General features: G+C 63.9%; 15 protein-coding genes. 4 read left to right on the forward strand and 11 right to left on the reverse strand.

Annotation, left to right across the window (positions count from 1 at the left end):
- Positions 1-74: 74 nt before the first annotated feature.
- Positions 75-3,026, reverse strand: a complete 2,952-nt coding sequence (gene uvrB, locus NEZ08_RS20460; RefSeq protein WP_298110973.1) for an excinuclease ABC subunit UvrB — start codon at positions 3,024-3,026, stop codon at positions 75-77.
- Between the two features lie 353 nt (positions 3,027-3,379).
- Between uvrB and pgm the strand changes: the two genes are divergently transcribed.
- Positions 3,380-5,026 carry a phosphoglucomutase (alpha-D-glucose-1,6-bisphosphate-dependent) gene (gene pgm / locus NEZ08_RS20465; RefSeq protein WP_298110976.1) on the forward strand — a complete coding sequence of 549 codons (1,647 nt, stop codon included), beginning with the start codon at positions 3,380-3,382 and terminating at the stop codon, positions 5,024-5,026.
- An 8-nt stretch (positions 5,027-5,034) separates the two neighbouring features.
- Here the strand turns inward: pgm and NEZ08_RS20470 are convergent, their stop codons facing one another.
- Complete coding sequence (locus tag NEZ08_RS20470) at positions 5,035-5,223, reverse strand: hypothetical protein (protein WP_298110978.1); 189 nt, start codon at positions 5,221-5,223, stop codon at positions 5,035-5,037.
- Positions 5,216-5,455 carry a hypothetical protein gene (locus tag NEZ08_RS20475; protein WP_298110981.1) on the reverse strand — a complete coding sequence of 80 codons (240 nt, stop codon included), beginning with the start codon at positions 5,453-5,455 and terminating at the stop codon, positions 5,216-5,218. Before NEZ08_RS20475 ends, NEZ08_RS20470 begins: the two co-directional genes overlap by 8 nt.
- Positions 5,456-5,683: 228 nt before the next feature.
- Between NEZ08_RS20475 and NEZ08_RS20480 the strand changes: the two genes are divergently transcribed.
- A complete protein-coding gene (locus NEZ08_RS20480; protein ID WP_298110983.1) occupies positions 5,684-6,391 on the forward strand; it encodes a glutathione S-transferase N-terminal domain-containing protein in 708 nt (235 codons plus the stop codon).
- Positions 6,392-6,556: 165 nt separating this feature from the next.
- Here the strand turns inward: NEZ08_RS20480 and NEZ08_RS20485 are convergent, their stop codons facing one another.
- Together NEZ08_RS20485 and NEZ08_RS20490 are read right to left on the reverse strand one after the other, a co-directional pair.
- A complete protein-coding gene (locus tag NEZ08_RS20485) occupies positions 6,557-6,967 on the reverse strand; it encodes a PAS domain S-box protein (RefSeq protein WP_298110986.1) in 411 nt (136 codons plus the stop codon).
- A gap of 63 nt (positions 6,968-7,030) precedes the next feature.
- Positions 7,031-7,543 (reverse strand): hypothetical protein, encoded by a 513-nt coding sequence (locus NEZ08_RS20490; protein ID WP_298110989.1) that lies wholly within the window; start codon positions 7,541-7,543, stop codon positions 7,031-7,033.
- 395 nt (positions 7,544-7,938) lie between these two features.
- Here NEZ08_RS20490 and NEZ08_RS20500 point away from each other — a divergent pair, with 395 nt between their 5' ends.
- Together NEZ08_RS20500 and NEZ08_RS20505 are read left to right on the forward strand one after the other, a co-directional pair.
- On the forward strand, positions 7,939-9,474 hold the full coding sequence (locus NEZ08_RS20500) for a DUF1800 domain-containing protein (RefSeq protein ID WP_298110994.1): 1,536 nt from the start codon (positions 7,939-7,941) through the stop codon (positions 9,472-9,474).
- A gap of 5 nt (positions 9,475-9,479) precedes the next feature.
- On the forward strand, positions 9,480-10,709 hold the full coding sequence (locus NEZ08_RS20505) for a DUF1501 domain-containing protein (RefSeq protein WP_298110997.1): 1,230 nt from the start codon (positions 9,480-9,482) through the stop codon (positions 10,707-10,709).
- Here the strand turns inward: NEZ08_RS20505 and NEZ08_RS20510 are convergent, their stop codons facing one another.
- The 6 genes from NEZ08_RS20510 to NEZ08_RS20535 form a co-directional block, all read right to left on the reverse strand.
- A complete protein-coding gene (locus NEZ08_RS20510; RefSeq protein ID WP_298110999.1) occupies positions 10,710-11,648 on the reverse strand; it encodes an aldo/keto reductase in 939 nt (312 codons plus the stop codon).
- A gap of 324 nt (positions 11,649-11,972) precedes the next feature.
- On the reverse strand, positions 11,973-12,434 hold the full coding sequence (locus NEZ08_RS20515; RefSeq protein WP_298111001.1) for a GNAT family N-acetyltransferase: 462 nt from the start codon (positions 12,432-12,434) through the stop codon (positions 11,973-11,975).
- An 80-nt stretch (positions 12,435-12,514) separates the two neighbouring features.
- Entirely contained in the window at positions 12,515-13,366 is an 852-nt protein-coding gene (locus NEZ08_RS20520) for a PAS-domain containing protein (protein WP_298111004.1), read from the reverse strand.
- Positions 13,367-13,767: 401 nt separating this feature from the next.
- Positions 13,768-13,944, reverse strand: coding sequence for a hypothetical protein (locus NEZ08_RS20525; protein WP_298111006.1), 177 nt, complete (start codon positions 13,942-13,944; stop codon positions 13,768-13,770).
- 168 nt (positions 13,945-14,112) lie between these two features.
- A complete protein-coding gene (locus NEZ08_RS20530; protein WP_298111009.1) occupies positions 14,113-14,769 on the reverse strand; it encodes a glutathione S-transferase family protein in 657 nt (218 codons plus the stop codon).
- A gap of 215 nt (positions 14,770-14,984) precedes the next feature.
- Positions 14,985-15,521 carry a DapH/DapD/GlmU-related protein gene (locus NEZ08_RS20535; protein WP_298111012.1) on the reverse strand — a complete coding sequence of 179 codons (537 nt, stop codon included), beginning with the start codon at positions 15,519-15,521 and terminating at the stop codon, positions 14,985-14,987.
- Positions 15,522-15,639: the final 118 nt, after the last annotated feature.

Here is a 15,639-nt window from a genome sequence, read left to right on the forward strand (position 1 = left end):
GATTGAGGTTCTTCGAAGCCGAGTTTCATGACGCCAGCCTAAACGGACTGGCACGGATTACTAGCGCGAGTTGTCTACCTCCGCTTCCACCCGCCGCGTTTTCCCGGTGCGCCGCCGCTCGATCGCGGGGCGGGGCCGAACTCGGGGCCGGACTGCTGCGAGTCGGTCGGCTGGAAAATCCGGCTTTTGTCGCCGAACGGTTTTGCGGGAAGCGCACGGCCCTCGCGATAGGGCAGCGATTCCGGTCCGTGCATCTCGTCGAGATGCGGCTTGTGGACCTTTGAGCCGCCGCGCATCTCGTCGGCCGAAGGCAGCAGCGGGTCGCGCCGGGATTTGCTCGCCGACAGCGAGGCCGAAACGCCCTTCTTCTTCATGGCACTGACCGGCAGGTTCGCGGCCTCGCCATATTTCTTCTGCCCCGCATAGGCGCCGGCCCTGCTCGCAACGCCGCGCTGCTTGATGGTGGGGTCATCGACCACGGCCATTTCGGTGGCGCGCAGCCGCTTGACCTCGTCGCGCAGCCGCGCGGCTTCCTCGAAATTGAGGTCGGCGGCGGCCTCGCGCATCCGCGTTTCCAGGTCGGCCAGCACCGCCTCGAAATTGTGCCCGATCGAGATCACGTCGTCGGACCATCCGGACCCCATGCCGCCGTCGCCGACCTCGACCAGCACGTGGTCGCGCTCGTAGGCCGAGTTGAGAATGTCGCCGATCGATTTCTTCACGCTCTCCGGCGTGATGCCGTTGGCCTTGTTGTACTCGACCTGCTTTTCGCGGCGGCGGTTGGTTTCCGCAATCGCGCGCTCCATCGATCCGGTCATCTGGTCGGCGTAGAGGATCACCTTGCCGTCGACATTGCGCGCGGCGCGGCCGATGGTCTGGATCAGCGAGGTCTCGCTGCGCAGGAAACCTTCCTTGTCGGCGTCGAGGATCGCGACCAGCGCGCATTCGGGAATGTCGAGGCCCTCGCGCAACAGGTTGATGCCGACCAGCGCGTCGAACGCGCCGAGCCGCAGGTCGCGGATGATCTCGATGCGCTCGATGGTGTCGATGTCCGAGTGCATGTAGCGCACGCGGATGCCCTGCTCGTGCAGATATTCGGTAAGGTCTTCGGCCATCCGCTTGGTCAGCACCGTGATCAGGCTGCGATAGCCCTTCTGGGCCGTGGCGCGAACCTCGCCGACGAGATCGTCGACCTGCGTGCGCGCCGGGCGGATGTCGACCGGCGGATCGATCAGTCCGGTCGGGCGGATCACCTGCTCGACGAACACACCGCCGGACTCGTTCAGCTCCCAGCCGCCGGGCGTCGCCGACACCGCGACCGTCTGCGGCCGCATCATGTCCCATTCCTCGAAGCGCAGCGGGCGGTTGTCCATGCAGGAGGGCAGGCGGAAGCCGTATTCGGCGAGTGTCGCCTTGCGGCGGAAGTCGCCGCGAAACATGCCGCCGATCTGCGGAATGGTGACGTGGCTTTCATCGGCGAACACCAGCGCGTTGTCCGGCACATATTCGAACAGCGTCGGCGGCGGCTCGCCGGGGCGGCGTCCGGTGAGATAGCGCGAATAGTTCTCGATGCCGGCGCAGCTGCCGGTCGCTTCCATCATTTCCAGGTCGAAGGTGGTGCGCTGCTCCAGCCGCTGCGCTTCCAAGAGGCGCCCCTGGCCGTTGAGCTGGTCGAGACGCAGCTTCAACTCGCCCTTGATCGCCTTGATCGCCTGCACCAGCGTCGGGCGCGGCGTCACATAGTGCGAATTGGCGTAGACCTTGATGAATTCGAGCTCGTCCTGCTTGTGGCCGGTGAGGGGATCGAACTCCTCGATGTTTTCCACGGTGTCGCCGAACAGGTTGACGCGCCAGGCGCGGTCCTCATAGTGCGCCGGGAAGATGTCGATGACGTCGCCGCGCACGCGGAAGGTGCCGCGGGAAAAATCCGCCGAGGTGCGCTTGTATTGCAGCGCGACCAGGTCGGCGATCAATTGCCGCTGGTCGATGCGCTCGCCCTTCTTCAGCGCAAAGGTCATCGCGGTATAGGTCTCGACCGAGCCGATACCGTAGATGCAGGAGACTGACGCGACGATGATGACGTCGTCGCGTTCGAGCAGCGCGCGCGTCGCGGCGTGGCGCATGCGGTCGATCTGCTCGTTGATCGAGGAATCCTTCTCGATATAGGTGTCGGTGCGCGGGACGTAGGCCTCCGGCTGGTAGTAGTCGTAATAGGAGACGAAATATTCCACCGCGTTGTCGGGGAAGAAGTTCCTGAACTCGCCGTAGAGCTGCGCGGCCAGCGTCTTGTTCGGCGCGAGGATCAGCGCCGGGCGCTGCGTCGCCTTGATCACCTTCGCCATGGTGTAGGTCTTGCCGCTTCCGGTGACGCCGAGCAGCACCTGCGTGCGGTCGTTGCGCTGGATGCCTTCGACCAGTTCGGCGATCGCGGTCGGCTGGTCGCCCTTGGGCTGGTAGTCCGACTTGATCTCGAAGCGCACGCCGCCTTCGGATTTTTCCGGGCGCGGCGGACGGTGCGGCGTCCACACCTTCAGGCTGCCGTCCTGGCCGCGAAACTCGGGCCGGCCGTCGCGGATCAGGCTTTCCAGCGCCTCGGCGGTCGCCTTGACGCCGAGCGCTTCCATCTTGCTCTTCGGCGGGCGCGCCAGGGCCTCCTCGTCGTCCTCGGCGGTCGGCAGTCCAAGCTGCCGCGCCAGCTCCGGATCGAGCGTCGGGATCGTCGCGGAGGTGCCATAATTGGCGGCCGCGAATTCGCGCTGCGGCGCCTCCTCAAAACCCCTGGTCGAGGCGCGGGCGCGATGGGCGGCGGCCTCGCCGCCGGCGCGGCGATCCCAGGAATTATTCGGCGGCGGCCGCAGGCCGGTGGAGGAGCCGACGCCGCTTTCGCCGCGGTTGATCGCGGGATTGAGCAGATCGGCGAGCGCAGGCCCGATCGGCTGCACCTCAGGACGGTGTGCCTTGGACTTAGGAGCCTTGGATTTCGGAGTTTTGCCGGGCTTTTTGGGGGAATTGGGAGTCTTCGCCATGAGGCGAATATGGGACGAGTCCGTGACGGAGAAAAGGGCCGGAGGTCTCAAGGAACCGGTTGCGCCGCGGCCCGTTTGCGATGTCAGCATCTGTCAGTATGGGGCGGGTCACTCATCCTGTCATTCCGGGGCGCGAGTGCAACGAGCGGGCCATGGTGCGCAATTGCGCACCTGAGAATCGATCGAACCGCAGGAATGCCTGGAGGAATTGACTCGCCGCCTGCGCCTTCCGCGCAAAATAGCCTCGCTATTTTGTCGCGGCGGCGCATCCCGGAATGACAAGACCGGTTTGCTTCGCCTAGGCTCGTCATGATGGAAAACGTCTGTCTGGTTCAATTTCGTCAAGGATCCCCATGCCCGACAATCACCCGCTCGCAGGCAAGCCCGTTCCGGCGTCCCAGCTGCCGAATATCCCGCGGCTGGTGACGGCCTATTTCACGGGCAAGCCGGACCCTGCGATCGCGGCGCAGCGGGTCGCGTTCGGCACCTCGGGCCATCGCGGCTCCTCACTCAACCTCGCTTTCAACGAATCGCATATTCTTGCGGTCAGCCAGGCCGTCTGCGACTACCGGCTTGCGAAAAATCTCACCGGCCCGCTGTTCATCGGGATCGACACGCATGCGCTGGCCGAGCCGGCGCTGGCGAGCGCGCTGGAAGTGTTCGCGGCCAACGCCGTCGAGGTGATGATCGACGCCAACGACGGCTATACGCCGACGCCGGCGGTCTCACATGCGATCCTCACCTACAACAAGGGCCGCGAGAGCGGGCTTGCCGACGGCGTGGTGGTGACGCCGTCGCACAATCCGCCGGAAGATGGCGGCTTCAAATACAACCCGCCGAACGGCGGCCCGGCCGACACCGACATCACCGGCGCCATCGAGCGCGCCGCCAACCGCTATCTCGAAAACGACCTGGATGGCGTCAAGCGCATATCCTACGCGCGCGCGCGGAAAGCGCCATGCGTGCATCGCCATGACTACATCACGCCCTATGTCGCCGATCTCGCCAATATCCTCGACATGGAGGCGATCGGCGCCAGCGGCGTCAGGATCGGCATTGATCCGCTCGGCGGCGCGGCGGTGCGCTACTGGCAGCCGATCATCGAGCGCTACCGGCTGAACGCGACGCTGATCCGCGACGAGGTCGATCCGACCTTCCGCTTCATGACGCTGGACTGGGACGGCAAGATCAGGATGGACTGTTCCTCGCCGTTCGCGATGGCGCAGCTCATCGACATGCGCGACAGGTTCGATGTCGCCTTTGCCAACGACACCGACGCCGACCGCCACGGCATCGTCACCCGTTCGTCGGGCCTGATGAATCCGAACCATTTTCTGGCGGCGTCGATTGCGTTTTTGTTCGAGCATCGGCCGCAGTGGCGCAAGGACAGCACGATCGGCAAGACGATCGTCTCCAGCGCGATCATCGACCGCGTCGCCGGCAGGATCGGCCGCAAGGTGGTGGAGACGCCGGTCGGGTTCAAATGGTTCGTCGACGGATTGATCAGCGGCGGCTTCGGCTTTGCCGGCGAGGAAAGCGCGGGCGCCTCCTTCCTGCGCAAGGACGGCTCGGTGTGGACCACCGACAAGGACGGGCTGATCATGGGACTGCTCGCGGCCGAGATCACGGCGCGGACCGGCCGCGATCCGGGCCAGCTGTTCGATACGCTGACGGCCGAACTCGGCAAGCCGTTCTATGCCCGCGTCGATGCCCCGGCGACGGCGCAGCAGAAGAGCGTGTTCAAGACGCTGACGGGCGAAAAGCTCGGGATCAAGGAACTGGGCGGCGAGAAGGTCACGGCGGTGCTGTCCGCCGCGCCGGGCAACAACCAGCCGTTCGGCGGCATCAAGGTCGTCGCCGACAACGGCTGGTTCGCGGCGCGCCCCTCAGGCACCGAAGACGTCTACAAGATCTATGCGGAGAGTTTCCGCAGCGAGGCGCACCTGAAGCAAATCCAGGACGAGGCGCGCAGCGCGATCGCGCGGACGTTCGCCGGTTGAGTTGCGCGTTATGCGGCGGGCGACGGCGAGGGACCGTTGACGATATCGAGGTGAATCCCGCCGCAGCGGATGCATCGCATCGTCCAGTATTCGGCGCCCGCGCGCCCGCCGATCACGCGCAGCACCCGAAGCGTGCCGTCGCAGTCCGGGCAGTTGGATCGTATGGCGGCGGATGAGCTGGTGTTGGATTCATACATGGGCGGTCTTCCGCGTTTTCTCTGTCGTCAGGAATCGCCGGTTGAGGTAGTCGACGCGGGTCTTTGCGTCGGCGATCGCCGCTTCCGCATCGGACCAGGCGAAGCCGACCTCAAGCTCGGGGAACGACACGCCGTCGATGACGACGGGCTGATGGTCCTCTCGCCTGATCCGGGCGTGCCAGAGCCCCCTGCCGGCTTCAAAAGCCTCGATCTGAAAGCCGCCATAGGTCATGTCACGTCTCCACCGAATCCGCGGATGAAGGAGATCACGACCTGGCCCCGGCGCGTGTGAAGTGGTTCACAGTTTTGCGACAGTTGCCGCGCGCGCGGCACATTGCAGCCATCACTTTCGCGGCAGGCGGCGGCAGGTGCCGTTGACTCGGCCGGCCGCCGGGGCGAAATTCATGCATTCGCATCCACTTTCCGGTGCGCCGCGCCGGCAACGACAAGGACCGCCCTTATGATCGATCTCCATTACTGGACGACGCCGAACGGCCACAAGATCACGATGTTTCTCGAGGAGACCGGGCTGAAGTACAAGATTTTCCCGGTCAACATCGGCAAGGGCGACCAGTTCAAGCCGGAGTTTCTGGCGATTGCGCCGAACAACCGCATCCCGGCGCTGGTCGATCACGAGCCGAAGGGCGGCGGCAGGCCGATCTCGATCTTCGAGTCCGGTGCGATGCTGCTCTACCTCGCCGAGAAGACAGGCCAGTTCATCCCGGCGGACATCTACGGCCGCTACGACGTCATCCAGTGGACGTTCTGGCAGATGGGCGGTCTCGGGCCGATGGCCGGACAGAACCATCACTTCCGCAATTATGCCCAGGAAAAGATTCCCTACGCGATCGACCGCTACGTGAACGAGACCAACCGGCTTTACGGCGTCCTCAACAAGCGGCTGCAGGATCGCGAATTCATCGCCGGAGCGTATTCGATCGCCGACATGGCGAGCTATCCCTGGGTCGCGGGATACAAGAACCAGGGGCAGGACATCGAGCAGTTCCCGAACCTCAAGCGCTGGCTGGAGACGATCCGCGAACGTCCCGCCACGGTGCGCGCCTACGCGCTCGCCAAGGAGGTCAATCCGAATTTCGGCCAGCCAGCGATCCGCACCGACGAAGAGCGCAAGCTTCTGTTCGGCCAGACGGCAGCGGTGGTGAAATAGCTTTCTTGTCGCTCAACGCAGACGCGCAACTTTATGTTTGCTGTCGATGACAAGCTCGCTGCGGGTCCAGTATGGATCTGCGGCGGGCTTGGCCGCTTCTGCCTGTTGCGTCACCGGTTGGCCGGATCGGAATTCCCGGCCTCAACCACCGATTTTCGACCGTCCTCAGGCGCCGCGGGACGCGGCGCGCTCCCGTTCGACGCGCTCGGTTACGTCTCGCGCCACTGCGACCGCGCCGAGCGCTTCGCCGGTCGCCTTGTCCTTCACGATCGCGAAAGTCATCTCGACATAGAGTTTGCGCCCGCTCTTGTGCAGGGCGCGGGTCAGCGTCGGGCGGCCTTGGAGCTTCATGGTGCCGCTGGTCATCGCGGCATTGAAGCCGCGCCAGTGGGCGGCGCGCAAATGCTCCGGAATAATCACATCGAGGTTTTGACCAAGCGCCTCGTCGGCCGAAAAGCCGAATAGCGCAGAGGCTGCGGAATTCCAGCGCGCAATGTCGCCGGCGCGGTCGGTGTAGATGGTCGCATCGGCCGTCTGGTCGAAAATGAGTTCCGCAAGGCGGGGATGCTCGTTCATCGGTGTACCTGTTTGATCGGTCGCAACGGCGCCCCCGTTTCGACGGTCTCCTGTCGCCCCCCTTTACCTGCGCGCAAGCTCCTGCACGGCAGTCTTGATCTCGCTCACATCGTTGAGCGCCTTGCAGCTCTTCAGAAGCGGACCCACTTCCTTTTCGCCTTCCTTCTTGATGCCGCGCAGCATCAGGGCCACCGACCGTCGCGCGGCCTCTTCAAGTTCCAGCCGTTTTGGCGTTTGCAGCGGCTTGGCGATGTTCGCTTCGACTTCCATGGTCGCTTCCTGGGCGCGAACGTAGCTCTTCTTGGAATCAGGATTGGACGTCAGCGTTGAAAGGCCGCCATACATCAGCGAGCATTCGGAAATGCGCTGCACCACCTTTTCGCGCAGGGCGCCGCTTTCGTTGCTTTCGCCGATGGCATTATTGATCGCGGCGATCACGTCGAGCGCGGCCCAGGTGGTGTCTGCGCGCGTGGTGTCTGCGCGGTTGGCTTGTGCGCAGGCCAGGCGCGGCGAGACCAGCAAGGCGGATAGCAGGCCAAACACCAGCAGCAAGATCACCCTGGGACGGTCGGACATCACTGGCTCCCCATCGAAAAAGCTAGCGCGCTGCTAACGGCGTTCGGCGCCTTCGTCAACATGTCAGACTGTCCCATGTCAGGCCTGCGGAACGTCCCTGGTTCGGGCCGCCGCCTTGAGCAGGCATTCCCGGCACAGGCAATCCTCACCCTCGCGCGGCATCGGCAGCCGCGCGGTCTCCTCCGCGCACCAGCACGTCTGCGATTGCGCGCATGAAAATGCCGCTCCGCATCGGGAACAAACGACCTGTCGAACCGACTCCGATTCTAAACGATTTGTCATGAATGAGACCGAACCTTCGCCGCGTTTTTCATGTCCGGTTCATCGCTGATGGTGCTTGATCGAGGCGTAATATACGTGCCGCCGATTGAAGGAAAGTCTGCAGGAACCTTAACATGTCCCGCGATCCGCAAGCTGCCTTGATGGCGCTCAATCGTTTCGGCTTTGGTGCGCGCGGCGGCGCGTCAGGCGATCTGGTCAACGCGGCCTCCGACCCGCGCGGCTTCGTCAGGGCCGACCTTCAGCGGCCCGCCGCGGTGCGGCTGGAAATGCCGACCTTGCAGCCGACGCCGGCCCTGGCCGAGGTTGCCTTTGCCTATCAGGCCGAGGTCAAGCAGGCCCGCGAGGCGGCAAAGGCCAATGCGAAGGCCGCGGCAGGCGTTGCTGACGGCAAACCGGCGCCGCCCGCGCAGCCGTCGAATTCGAAACCGGCTTCCGCGGGCGTGTCGAACAAGATGGCGTCGATGGACATGCCGGCGAAGGACAATGCCGACGCGCAGGTGCAGGCGAACGATGCTGCCAAGGCGCCGAAGCCCCTCAATGTGATCCAGAAGACATTTCGCGCCGAGGCGCTTGCGCGCCTGCAGCGCGCGCTGCAGGTCGATTGCGGATTCGGCGAGCGCCTCGTGACCTTCTGGTCCAATCATTTCTGCATCTCGGCGGCCAAGGGGCAGTTGGGGCGAATGTGGGCCGGCTCGTTCGAGCGCGAGGCGATCCGTCCCCACGTGTTCGGTCGCTTCAGCGAGATGCTGATGGCGGTGGAGCAGCACCCGGCAATGCTGTTCTTTCTCGATAACCAGCAATCGCTGGGCCCGGATTCGCGCGCCGGGCAAAACCGCAAGCGTGGTCTCAATGAAAACCTCGCGCGCGAGATCATGGAATTGCACACGCTCGGGGTCGGCAGCGGCTACACCCAAGCAGACGTGACGTCGCTCGCGCGCATCATCACCGGCTGGACCTTCGTCGGCCGCCAAGGAAAGCTCGGGCCGCCCGGCACCTTCGTGTTCAACGCCAATGCGCATGAGCCGGGACCGCAAACCCTGCTCGGCAAGACCTACGCCGATACTGGCCTCGCGCAAGGCGAGGCGGCGCTCGCTGACATCGCGCGCCATCCGGCGACGGCAAAATTCATCGCCACCAAATTCGCCCGCCATTTCGTCGCCGACGATCCCCCGCCGGCATTGGTCGCGCGGCTGCAAGATGTGTTTCGCCGGACCGACGGCGATCTCAAGGCGCTCGCCACCACGCTCGTCGATTCCGACGAGGCCTGGCAGGCGCCGCTGACCAAGATGCGCAGCCCTTACGAATATCTGATCGCGACCGGGCGTCTACTGGACCATATGCCGGAGGAGCCCGGCCGCTATCTCGGGGGGCTCAATATGCTCGGCCAGCCCTTGTGGTCGCCGTCAGGGCCGAACGGATTCCCCGACACCAACGCAGCCTGGGCCGCGCCCGAGGGCATGAAGCTGCGACTCGACATCGCGGCAGAAGTCGCCTCGCGCATCGGCGACAACGTCGACCCGCGCGATCTGCTCGAACTGGTGGCTGCCGATGCCGCGTCGCAGGAGACTCGTCAGACCATCCAGCGGGCGGAATCGCGCCAGCAGGCGCTGGCGCTGTTATTGATGTCGCCGGAATTCCAGAGGAGATGACGGCAGTGGAAAGCAACGTGGATTGCTGCGAAAATCGCCTGGTCACGTCACGCCGTGGCTTCCTGCTCGGCGGGGCCTCGTTCGCCGCCTGGGCTTACCTGCCGAAATTCGCCCGCGCCGCCGACGGGCGTGACCCGCGCCTGATCGTCGTCATCTTGCGCGGCGCGCTCGACGGCCTCGCCACTGTCGCACCGGTCGGCGATCCGGATTACGCCGCGCTGCACGGTCCGATCGCGCTCACGTCAGACGGTCCACACGCCGCAACCATGCTGGACTCGTTCTTCGCGCTGCATCCCGCGATGCCGGAATTCGCGCGGATGTATCGCGGCAAGCAGGCCGCAGTGATCCATGCCGTTGCGACGCCTTATCGCGACCGCTCGCATTTCGATGGCCAGGATGTGCTGGAGAGCGGGTTTGCCGGTCCCGGACGCGTACAGTCCGGCTGGCTCAATCGCGCGCTCGAATCTCTGCCAAAGGGCGAACATGTCTCGAACGGACTTGCGGTCGGCGCCACCACGCCGCTGGTGCTGCGCGGTGCGGCGCCGACCGTCGGCTGGGCGCCGGCAAACCTCCCGCCGGCCGCCGACGATACCGCCATGCGCCTGCTCGATCTCTATCAACATCGCGATCCGGCGCTGGCGTCAGCGCTGAGACAAGGTCTGCAACTGGAGAAGACCGCGCTTGGCGAGGACATGAAGGCGAGGCCCGGCGGCAACAACATCGCCGCCATGCGGCTGGTGGCGCGCGGCGCCGCCAAGGTGATGGCAGCCGACGACGGTCCGCGCATTGCCGCGCTCGCTTTCGATGGTTGGGATACCCACGCTAACGAAGGCGGCCCGGTCGGACGCCTTTCGCAATTGCTGTCGGGTCTCGACGGTGCGCTCGGCGAGTTCCAGAGCGGGCTCGGCGAGCGCTGGCGCGATAGCGTAGTGGTGGTCGCCACCGAATTCGGCCGCACCGCGCGCATCAACGGCACCGAAGGCACCGACCACGGTACCGGCACCGTCGCCCTTCTCGCCGGCGGCGCGGTGAAGGGCGGGCGTGTGATCGCGGACTGGCCGGGACTGAAGCCGGCCAATCTCTATGAAGGCCGCGATCTGGCGCCGACCGCAGATCTGCGCGCCGCGCTGAAGGGCATCCTGCGCGATCATCTCGGCCTAGGCGAAGCCGTTCTGGCGAAGAACGTGTTTCCTGCCAGCGCGGCGGTGAAGCCGATGCAGGGGCTGGTCGGGTGATTACTTCGTCATCCGATCGATCTCCGACATGTCTTCCGACGTGAGGCGCCAGCTGATCGCCCTGGCGTTCTGCTCGACCTGTTCGACGCGTGTGGCGCCCGCGATCACGCTGGCCACCTGCGGCCGCGCCGCGAGCCAGGAGAAGGCGAGGTCGAGCATCGAGTGACCGCGCGCCTGCGCGAAGGCTTGCAGTTTCTCGACGATCTCCTCGTTGCGCGGCGTGGCATAGCGGTCGCGCAGCCGCGGCACTTTGGAAAAGCGCGTGTCGTCAGGCGCGGCCTGGCCGCGCTTGTATTTGCCGGTGAGCAGACCGCTGGCGAGCGGAAAGAACGGCAGCAGGCCGAGCTCGTATTCCTGTGCGCAGGGCAACAGGTCTCTTTCGATGTCGCGCACGACAAGACTGTATTCGTCCTGGCATGACACGAACCGGCTTACATTCATCGCGCGCGCGACATGCTCGGCTTCCGCAACCCTCCACGCCGGAAAATTCGAATTGCCGATGTAGCGCACCTTGCCTTGCCGGATCAGATCGTCGAGCGCCCGCAAGGTCTCCTCGATCGGTGTCAGCGCGTCGTAGTCGTGCTGCTGGTAGAGGTCGATGTAATCGGTCTTCAGCCGCTTCAGGCTCGCTTCGACCGCCGACATGATGTAGCGGCGCGAGGCGCCCTGCTTGGTGCCGTCGGTGCTCATCGGCTTCGAGAATTTCGTCGCCAGCACGATGTCCTTGCGCCGATCTCCGAGCACCTCGCCGAGGACGGTCTCTGAGCCGCCCATGTCGGCATAGATGTCGGCGGTATCGAACAGCGTAATGCCAAGGTCGATCGCCCTGTGGATCACCTTGCGCGACGTTTCGAGGTCGGTGCGCTGGCCGAAATTGTTGCAGCCGAGGCCGACTGCCGAGACACGCAGGCCTGAGCAGCCGAGGTTACGGATTTCCATGGATCGATCCCGTGCTTCGATAGCGAAAGATACGCCATTCTGGCCGTGTCCGGTCCGCGCGCAAGCCGGGGCGCGAGGCATGCCATGCGAAAACGGAGACATTGCGGGAACAACAATGCAAAAAAGTGCGGCCCCGGTCAGGCACGGCGACTGACGGGGACCGCTGGGGGCGCGGATGATCGTCGACGGGGGCTGATCAAACGCAGGCGAAGGCTAGCCCTGCATTGTAACGGAGTCGTGACATGGGGATTTGTCCACAGCCGATGTTCAATCCTGCGGATACCGGCCGACGGCTCCGAGTGGCGCAAACCAGGGGCATTCCCGTCACAACACCTTGCGGTAGACGATGAAGCCGGAGCGCTCGGCGAGTTTGTCGTAGAGCGCTTGCGCGGCGTGATTGGTCTCATGCGTTTGCCAGTAGAGGCGCGGCGCGCCGGCCAGCCTTGCCTGCGCGTAAACTTCGCTGATCAGGGCCCCTCCGATTCCCTGTCCGCGTACGGACGCATCGGTGAAGAGATCCTGCAAGTAGCAGACCGGTTCGATCGCGGTGGTCGAGCGGTGAAACAGATAATGCGCGAGCCCGACAAGCCGGCCGCCGCTTTCGGCGACGAGCGCCTGCATCGGCTCGTAGGCGTCGAAGAAGCGCAACCAAGTCATTCGGGTCGTTTCGGGCGAAAGCGCGGTCGGACCGGTGCGGCCGTAGAAGGCGTTATAACCATCCCACAGCGGCAACCATTGTTCGTAATCGGAACGCGCGAGCCGGCGGACGAGGATTTCATCGGGCATGGGCTTATCCGGCGAAATGGATCTGTTCTGCCGGTTTAAGTGGCGCTGCCGCATCAATCAATGCAGCTTATCTCGACGCCCTATTCGGCCGCGCGCAGATGCCCCGCGGGATTGCGTAACCCGTTCTTGCGCATCGAGCGATAATAGTCGGCGCAGGCTGGATCGTCGGTACGGCGCACCAGTTCGGTCACCGGCGTATAGCTCAGCATCCGCCCGCCATCGGGCAGGGCCGTGCAACTGAAGCGAAGCACCTGACCATCGCGCAGATTGATGTTGATCGGGGCCGAATCTCCTGTTCGCATTTTTTCGGTGCGCTCCGCGATGAAGGCGCTCAACTCCTCTTCGGGCATTTCGTAAGCGCCGGTGTCGCGGCCATGATACATCAGCGCGATGAAGGGCGGCTTGCTGTCGGCCTTCTCGTCGGAGAGCGCGAAGTAATCGCGAAACGCGCGGTTGATGAATTCGGCGCGGGTGTCGCAATCGAGCAGCACGATGGCGATGTCGACCTGGTCAAGCGCCGCTGAAAGCCGCTCCGCCGTGACGTGGTGGCGGCGTTCCCAGGCGAGCGTATCGACCAGTCTTTTCCGCAAGAGGCCGGTCAGCACCGCGGTGCAAATCACGGCGATCGCAAGTATCGAAATACGGGTAAGGTCCGCCGTCGAGTACCCAAAGAAGTGACCGAGGGAATGGGCCGATGAATCGCCCGGATGCGCGCCGCGGAAGGACAGGATCAGCGCGCAGGAAACGACGGCCAGTGCCGCGCTGGCGAGGCTGGAGCGAAGGCCCGACAGCGAGCCGGCGAGCGCCACGGTGCAGACAAAGATCGGCGCCGCCTTGGGAACGACGAACAGAAGGCGCTCGGCAGCAAGGGCGGTCAACGCCGTCGCTGCGGTGAGGGCCGGTCCGAAGAGAGCACGCCAGTCGAACTGCATGGCTAATCTCGTTCGCTCACGAGAAAGAGACGGGCAGTTTGATGGAAAGTTGTGGATTGTCAGCGACGTTTCGCGCTCTAACCTTAAAAATGCGTTGCCGCCTCCAGGGCAAAACTCCGGCTATTTTATCTTGAATGGTGCCTGTCTGCCGGCATCCATAGTCCGATCCGCGCCGCTTGCGCCGAGTCCGGCTTCATCTTTCGCGAACGGCCGCAGGCTCGCGGTTGTATGGCGAGGCGTCTCGTTGCCGCGCGTGCTTGTCGCAATCAGCAATGAGGCCGCCACCAGGATGGCTGCCAACAGCGTTGCCGTGACCAATGCAGTCGGAGACCTCATCATTGTCCGATCGCGATGCGGATCATCGCGTGAGCCGACGAAAACCGAAAGACCAAATGAATGGATCAAGCCGGAATGGGCATTCCCGCGCCGAGCTTGCCCGACAGCACGGTCAAGGTGACCATCAGGCAAAGCGAGAGCGATGCGATGGCGAGCGAAGCCGCCACCGTGCCTCTCAGCCGCGTTGATGCGATAGCCACTGCCGGCCCGGTGAAGCCGGCCGGCGCTAAAGGCCGGCTCATGGTCGAATAAATCCTTGTACGAGCGAGCGAATCACTTCGCGCGATGCACTTTGTGACAATTTTCACCGGCAAGATTGCGGCGGCGGCGGTCACCAAAATGGCCAAATTACGTCAGGACGGGCGCTATACCCGTAATCCTCGCAATTCGTCCCCGCTTTTTACAGGCTGTTAAGCCTCCGCAGGCGCCTGATGGTCCGGCTCCAACATGCCACCAGCCGGCCGCCAGTCCATGGGCACAAATCCGGGGACCTGTTCGACCCGCTTCAGCCAGTCGCGGATCGCCGGAAAGGTCGATAAGTCGTAGTCGCACTGGTCGGCGACATGGGTGTAGCCATAAAGCGCGATGTCGGCGATCGTGAACTGCCCCGCGGCGAAATATTCGCGGGTCTTGAGATGATTCTCCATCACCTGAAGCGCGGCATAGCCGCGTTCCATCCAGTCTTCCAGCGCATGTGTTTGCAGGTCGCGGCCGCCTCTGACCAGCGCGAGCCAGAAATATGCCGCGCCGATGTTCGGTTCCAGCGCATGCTGTTCGAAGAACATCCATTGCAGCGCTTCGGCGCGCTCGATCGGCGATTCCGGCGCCAGCGACGTGCCGCGGGCGACATACCAGAGGATCGCGTTGGACTCGGCGAGATAGCGCCCGTCGGCGACTTCGAGCAGCGGAACCTGTCCGCTTGGATTTTTCGCGAGAAATTCCGGCGTGCGGCTTTCGCCGCGCAGAATGTCGATCTCGATCGCGCGATAGGGGGCGTTGAGCAGCGCGAGCGCAAGGCGAACCTTGTAGCTGTTGCCGGAGCGTTGCATGGAATAGAGATTGTACATTTAGCAACAATTCGACCGGTGAGAGCGGGCAGCTTTTCCGCCTGCAACTTGGCCAAACAATGATGCCGATGCCATCGCGCCGCAAGGGTTGAAGCTGGAAAAGCTCAAAAACGTCTACCGCACTGCAACGATGAAGAAGTCCATGCCATCGCGTGCGGACGGTGTCTCGATTTGGCCGCGCGAGCACATGTTCCTTCAGTCGCGAATCGAACGAATCACGCGCGCCGGATTTCCGCCGACCAGGGTGTTCGGAGCACGTTCCTCGTGACGACTGAACCCGCGGCGACGACCGAGTTTTCCCCTACAGTCACCCCGCCGATCACAGTTGCGCCGGCCGCGATCCAGACATTGCGTTCGATCAGGATAGGTTTTCCGATGGTAGCGGTCCGGCGCTGCGAAGGTTCGAGCGGATGGCCCGCCGTGATGAGGCTGACGTTCGGACCGATCATCACGTCGTCGCCGATATCGAGCCCGCCAAGATCATAGAAGGTGCAGTTCTGATTGACGAAAACATTGCGCCCGAGGCGGATTTCGTCACCACTGGCCGTATAGAACGGCGGGATCAGCTGGAAACCGTCGTCTACCTTTTTGCCGATCAATTGGCTGAACAGCGCGCGAATTTCGTCCTCATCCTCGAACGTCAAACGGTTGATCGCGGCGGTGATCGCCATCGCACGCTTGACGTTTGCCAGCATGGCCGCTGATTCCGGCGTCCGCCTGTGAATGATCCTGGTGGCGTCCGCGTCCGACATTGGGTTTTTTCCCCAAGGCACAGCCAGGCTCGGCGTTTCGGCGCACGGCGCGCCGTTGCATTCGTCAATGTAACCGCAAAGCGGAGGGGCCGGAATCCGCGCAATCCTGAAATTCAGG

The organism is Bradyrhizobium sp., assembly GCF_027451485.1.
Lineage (GTDB): Bacteria > Pseudomonadota > Alphaproteobacteria > Rhizobiales > Xanthobacteraceae > Bradyrhizobium.

Bases quoted from the DNA above. Each gene is read 5' to 3' on its own strand.
- NEZ08_RS20510 (WP_298110999.1), bottom strand. From the start codon at position 11,648: ATGGAAATCCGTAACCTCGGCTGCTCAGGCCTGCGTGTCTCGGCAGTC.
- NEZ08_RS20480 (WP_298110983.1), top strand. From the start codon at position 5,684: ATGATCGATCTCCATTACTGGACGACGCCGAACGGCCACAAGATCACG.
- NEZ08_RS20490 (WP_298110989.1), bottom strand. From the start codon at position 7,543: ATGTCCGACCGTCCCAGGGTGATCTTGCTGCTGGTGTTTGGCCTGCTA.
- pgm (WP_298110976.1), top strand. From the start codon at position 3,380: ATGCCCGACAATCACCCGCTCGCAGGCAAGCCCGTTCCGGCGTCCCAG.
- NEZ08_RS20525 (WP_298111006.1), bottom strand. From the start codon at position 13,944: ATGAGCCGGCCTTTAGCGCCGGCCGGCTTCACCGGGCCGGCAGTGGCT.
- uvrB (WP_298110973.1), bottom strand. From the start codon at position 3,026: ATGGCGAAGACTCCCAATTCCCCCAAAAAGCCCGGCAAAACTCCGAAA.
- NEZ08_RS20535 (WP_298111012.1), bottom strand. From the start codon at position 15,521: ATGTCGGACGCGGACGCCACCAGGATCATTCACAGGCGGACGCCGGAA.
- NEZ08_RS20530 (WP_298111009.1), bottom strand. From the start codon at position 14,769: ATGTACAATCTCTATTCCATGCAACGCTCCGGCAACAGCTACAAGGTT.
- NEZ08_RS20515 (WP_298111001.1), bottom strand. From the start codon at position 12,434: ATGCCCGATGAAATCCTCGTCCGCCGGCTCGCGCGTTCCGATTACGAA.
- NEZ08_RS20485 (WP_298110986.1), bottom strand. From the start codon at position 6,967: ATGAACGAGCATCCCCGCCTTGCGGAACTCATTTTCGACCAGACGGCC.
- NEZ08_RS20500 (WP_298110994.1), top strand. From the start codon at position 7,939: ATGTCCCGCGATCCGCAAGCTGCCTTGATGGCGCTCAATCGTTTCGGC.
- NEZ08_RS20470 (WP_298110978.1), bottom strand. From the start codon at position 5,223: ATGTATGAATCCAACACCAGCTCATCCGCCGCCATACGATCCAACTGC.
- NEZ08_RS20520 (WP_298111004.1), bottom strand. From the start codon at position 13,366: ATGCAGTTCGACTGGCGTGCTCTCTTCGGACCGGCCCTCACCGCAGCG.
- NEZ08_RS20475 (WP_298110981.1), bottom strand. From the start codon at position 5,455: ATGACCTATGGCGGCTTTCAGATCGAGGCTTTTGAAGCCGGCAGGGGG.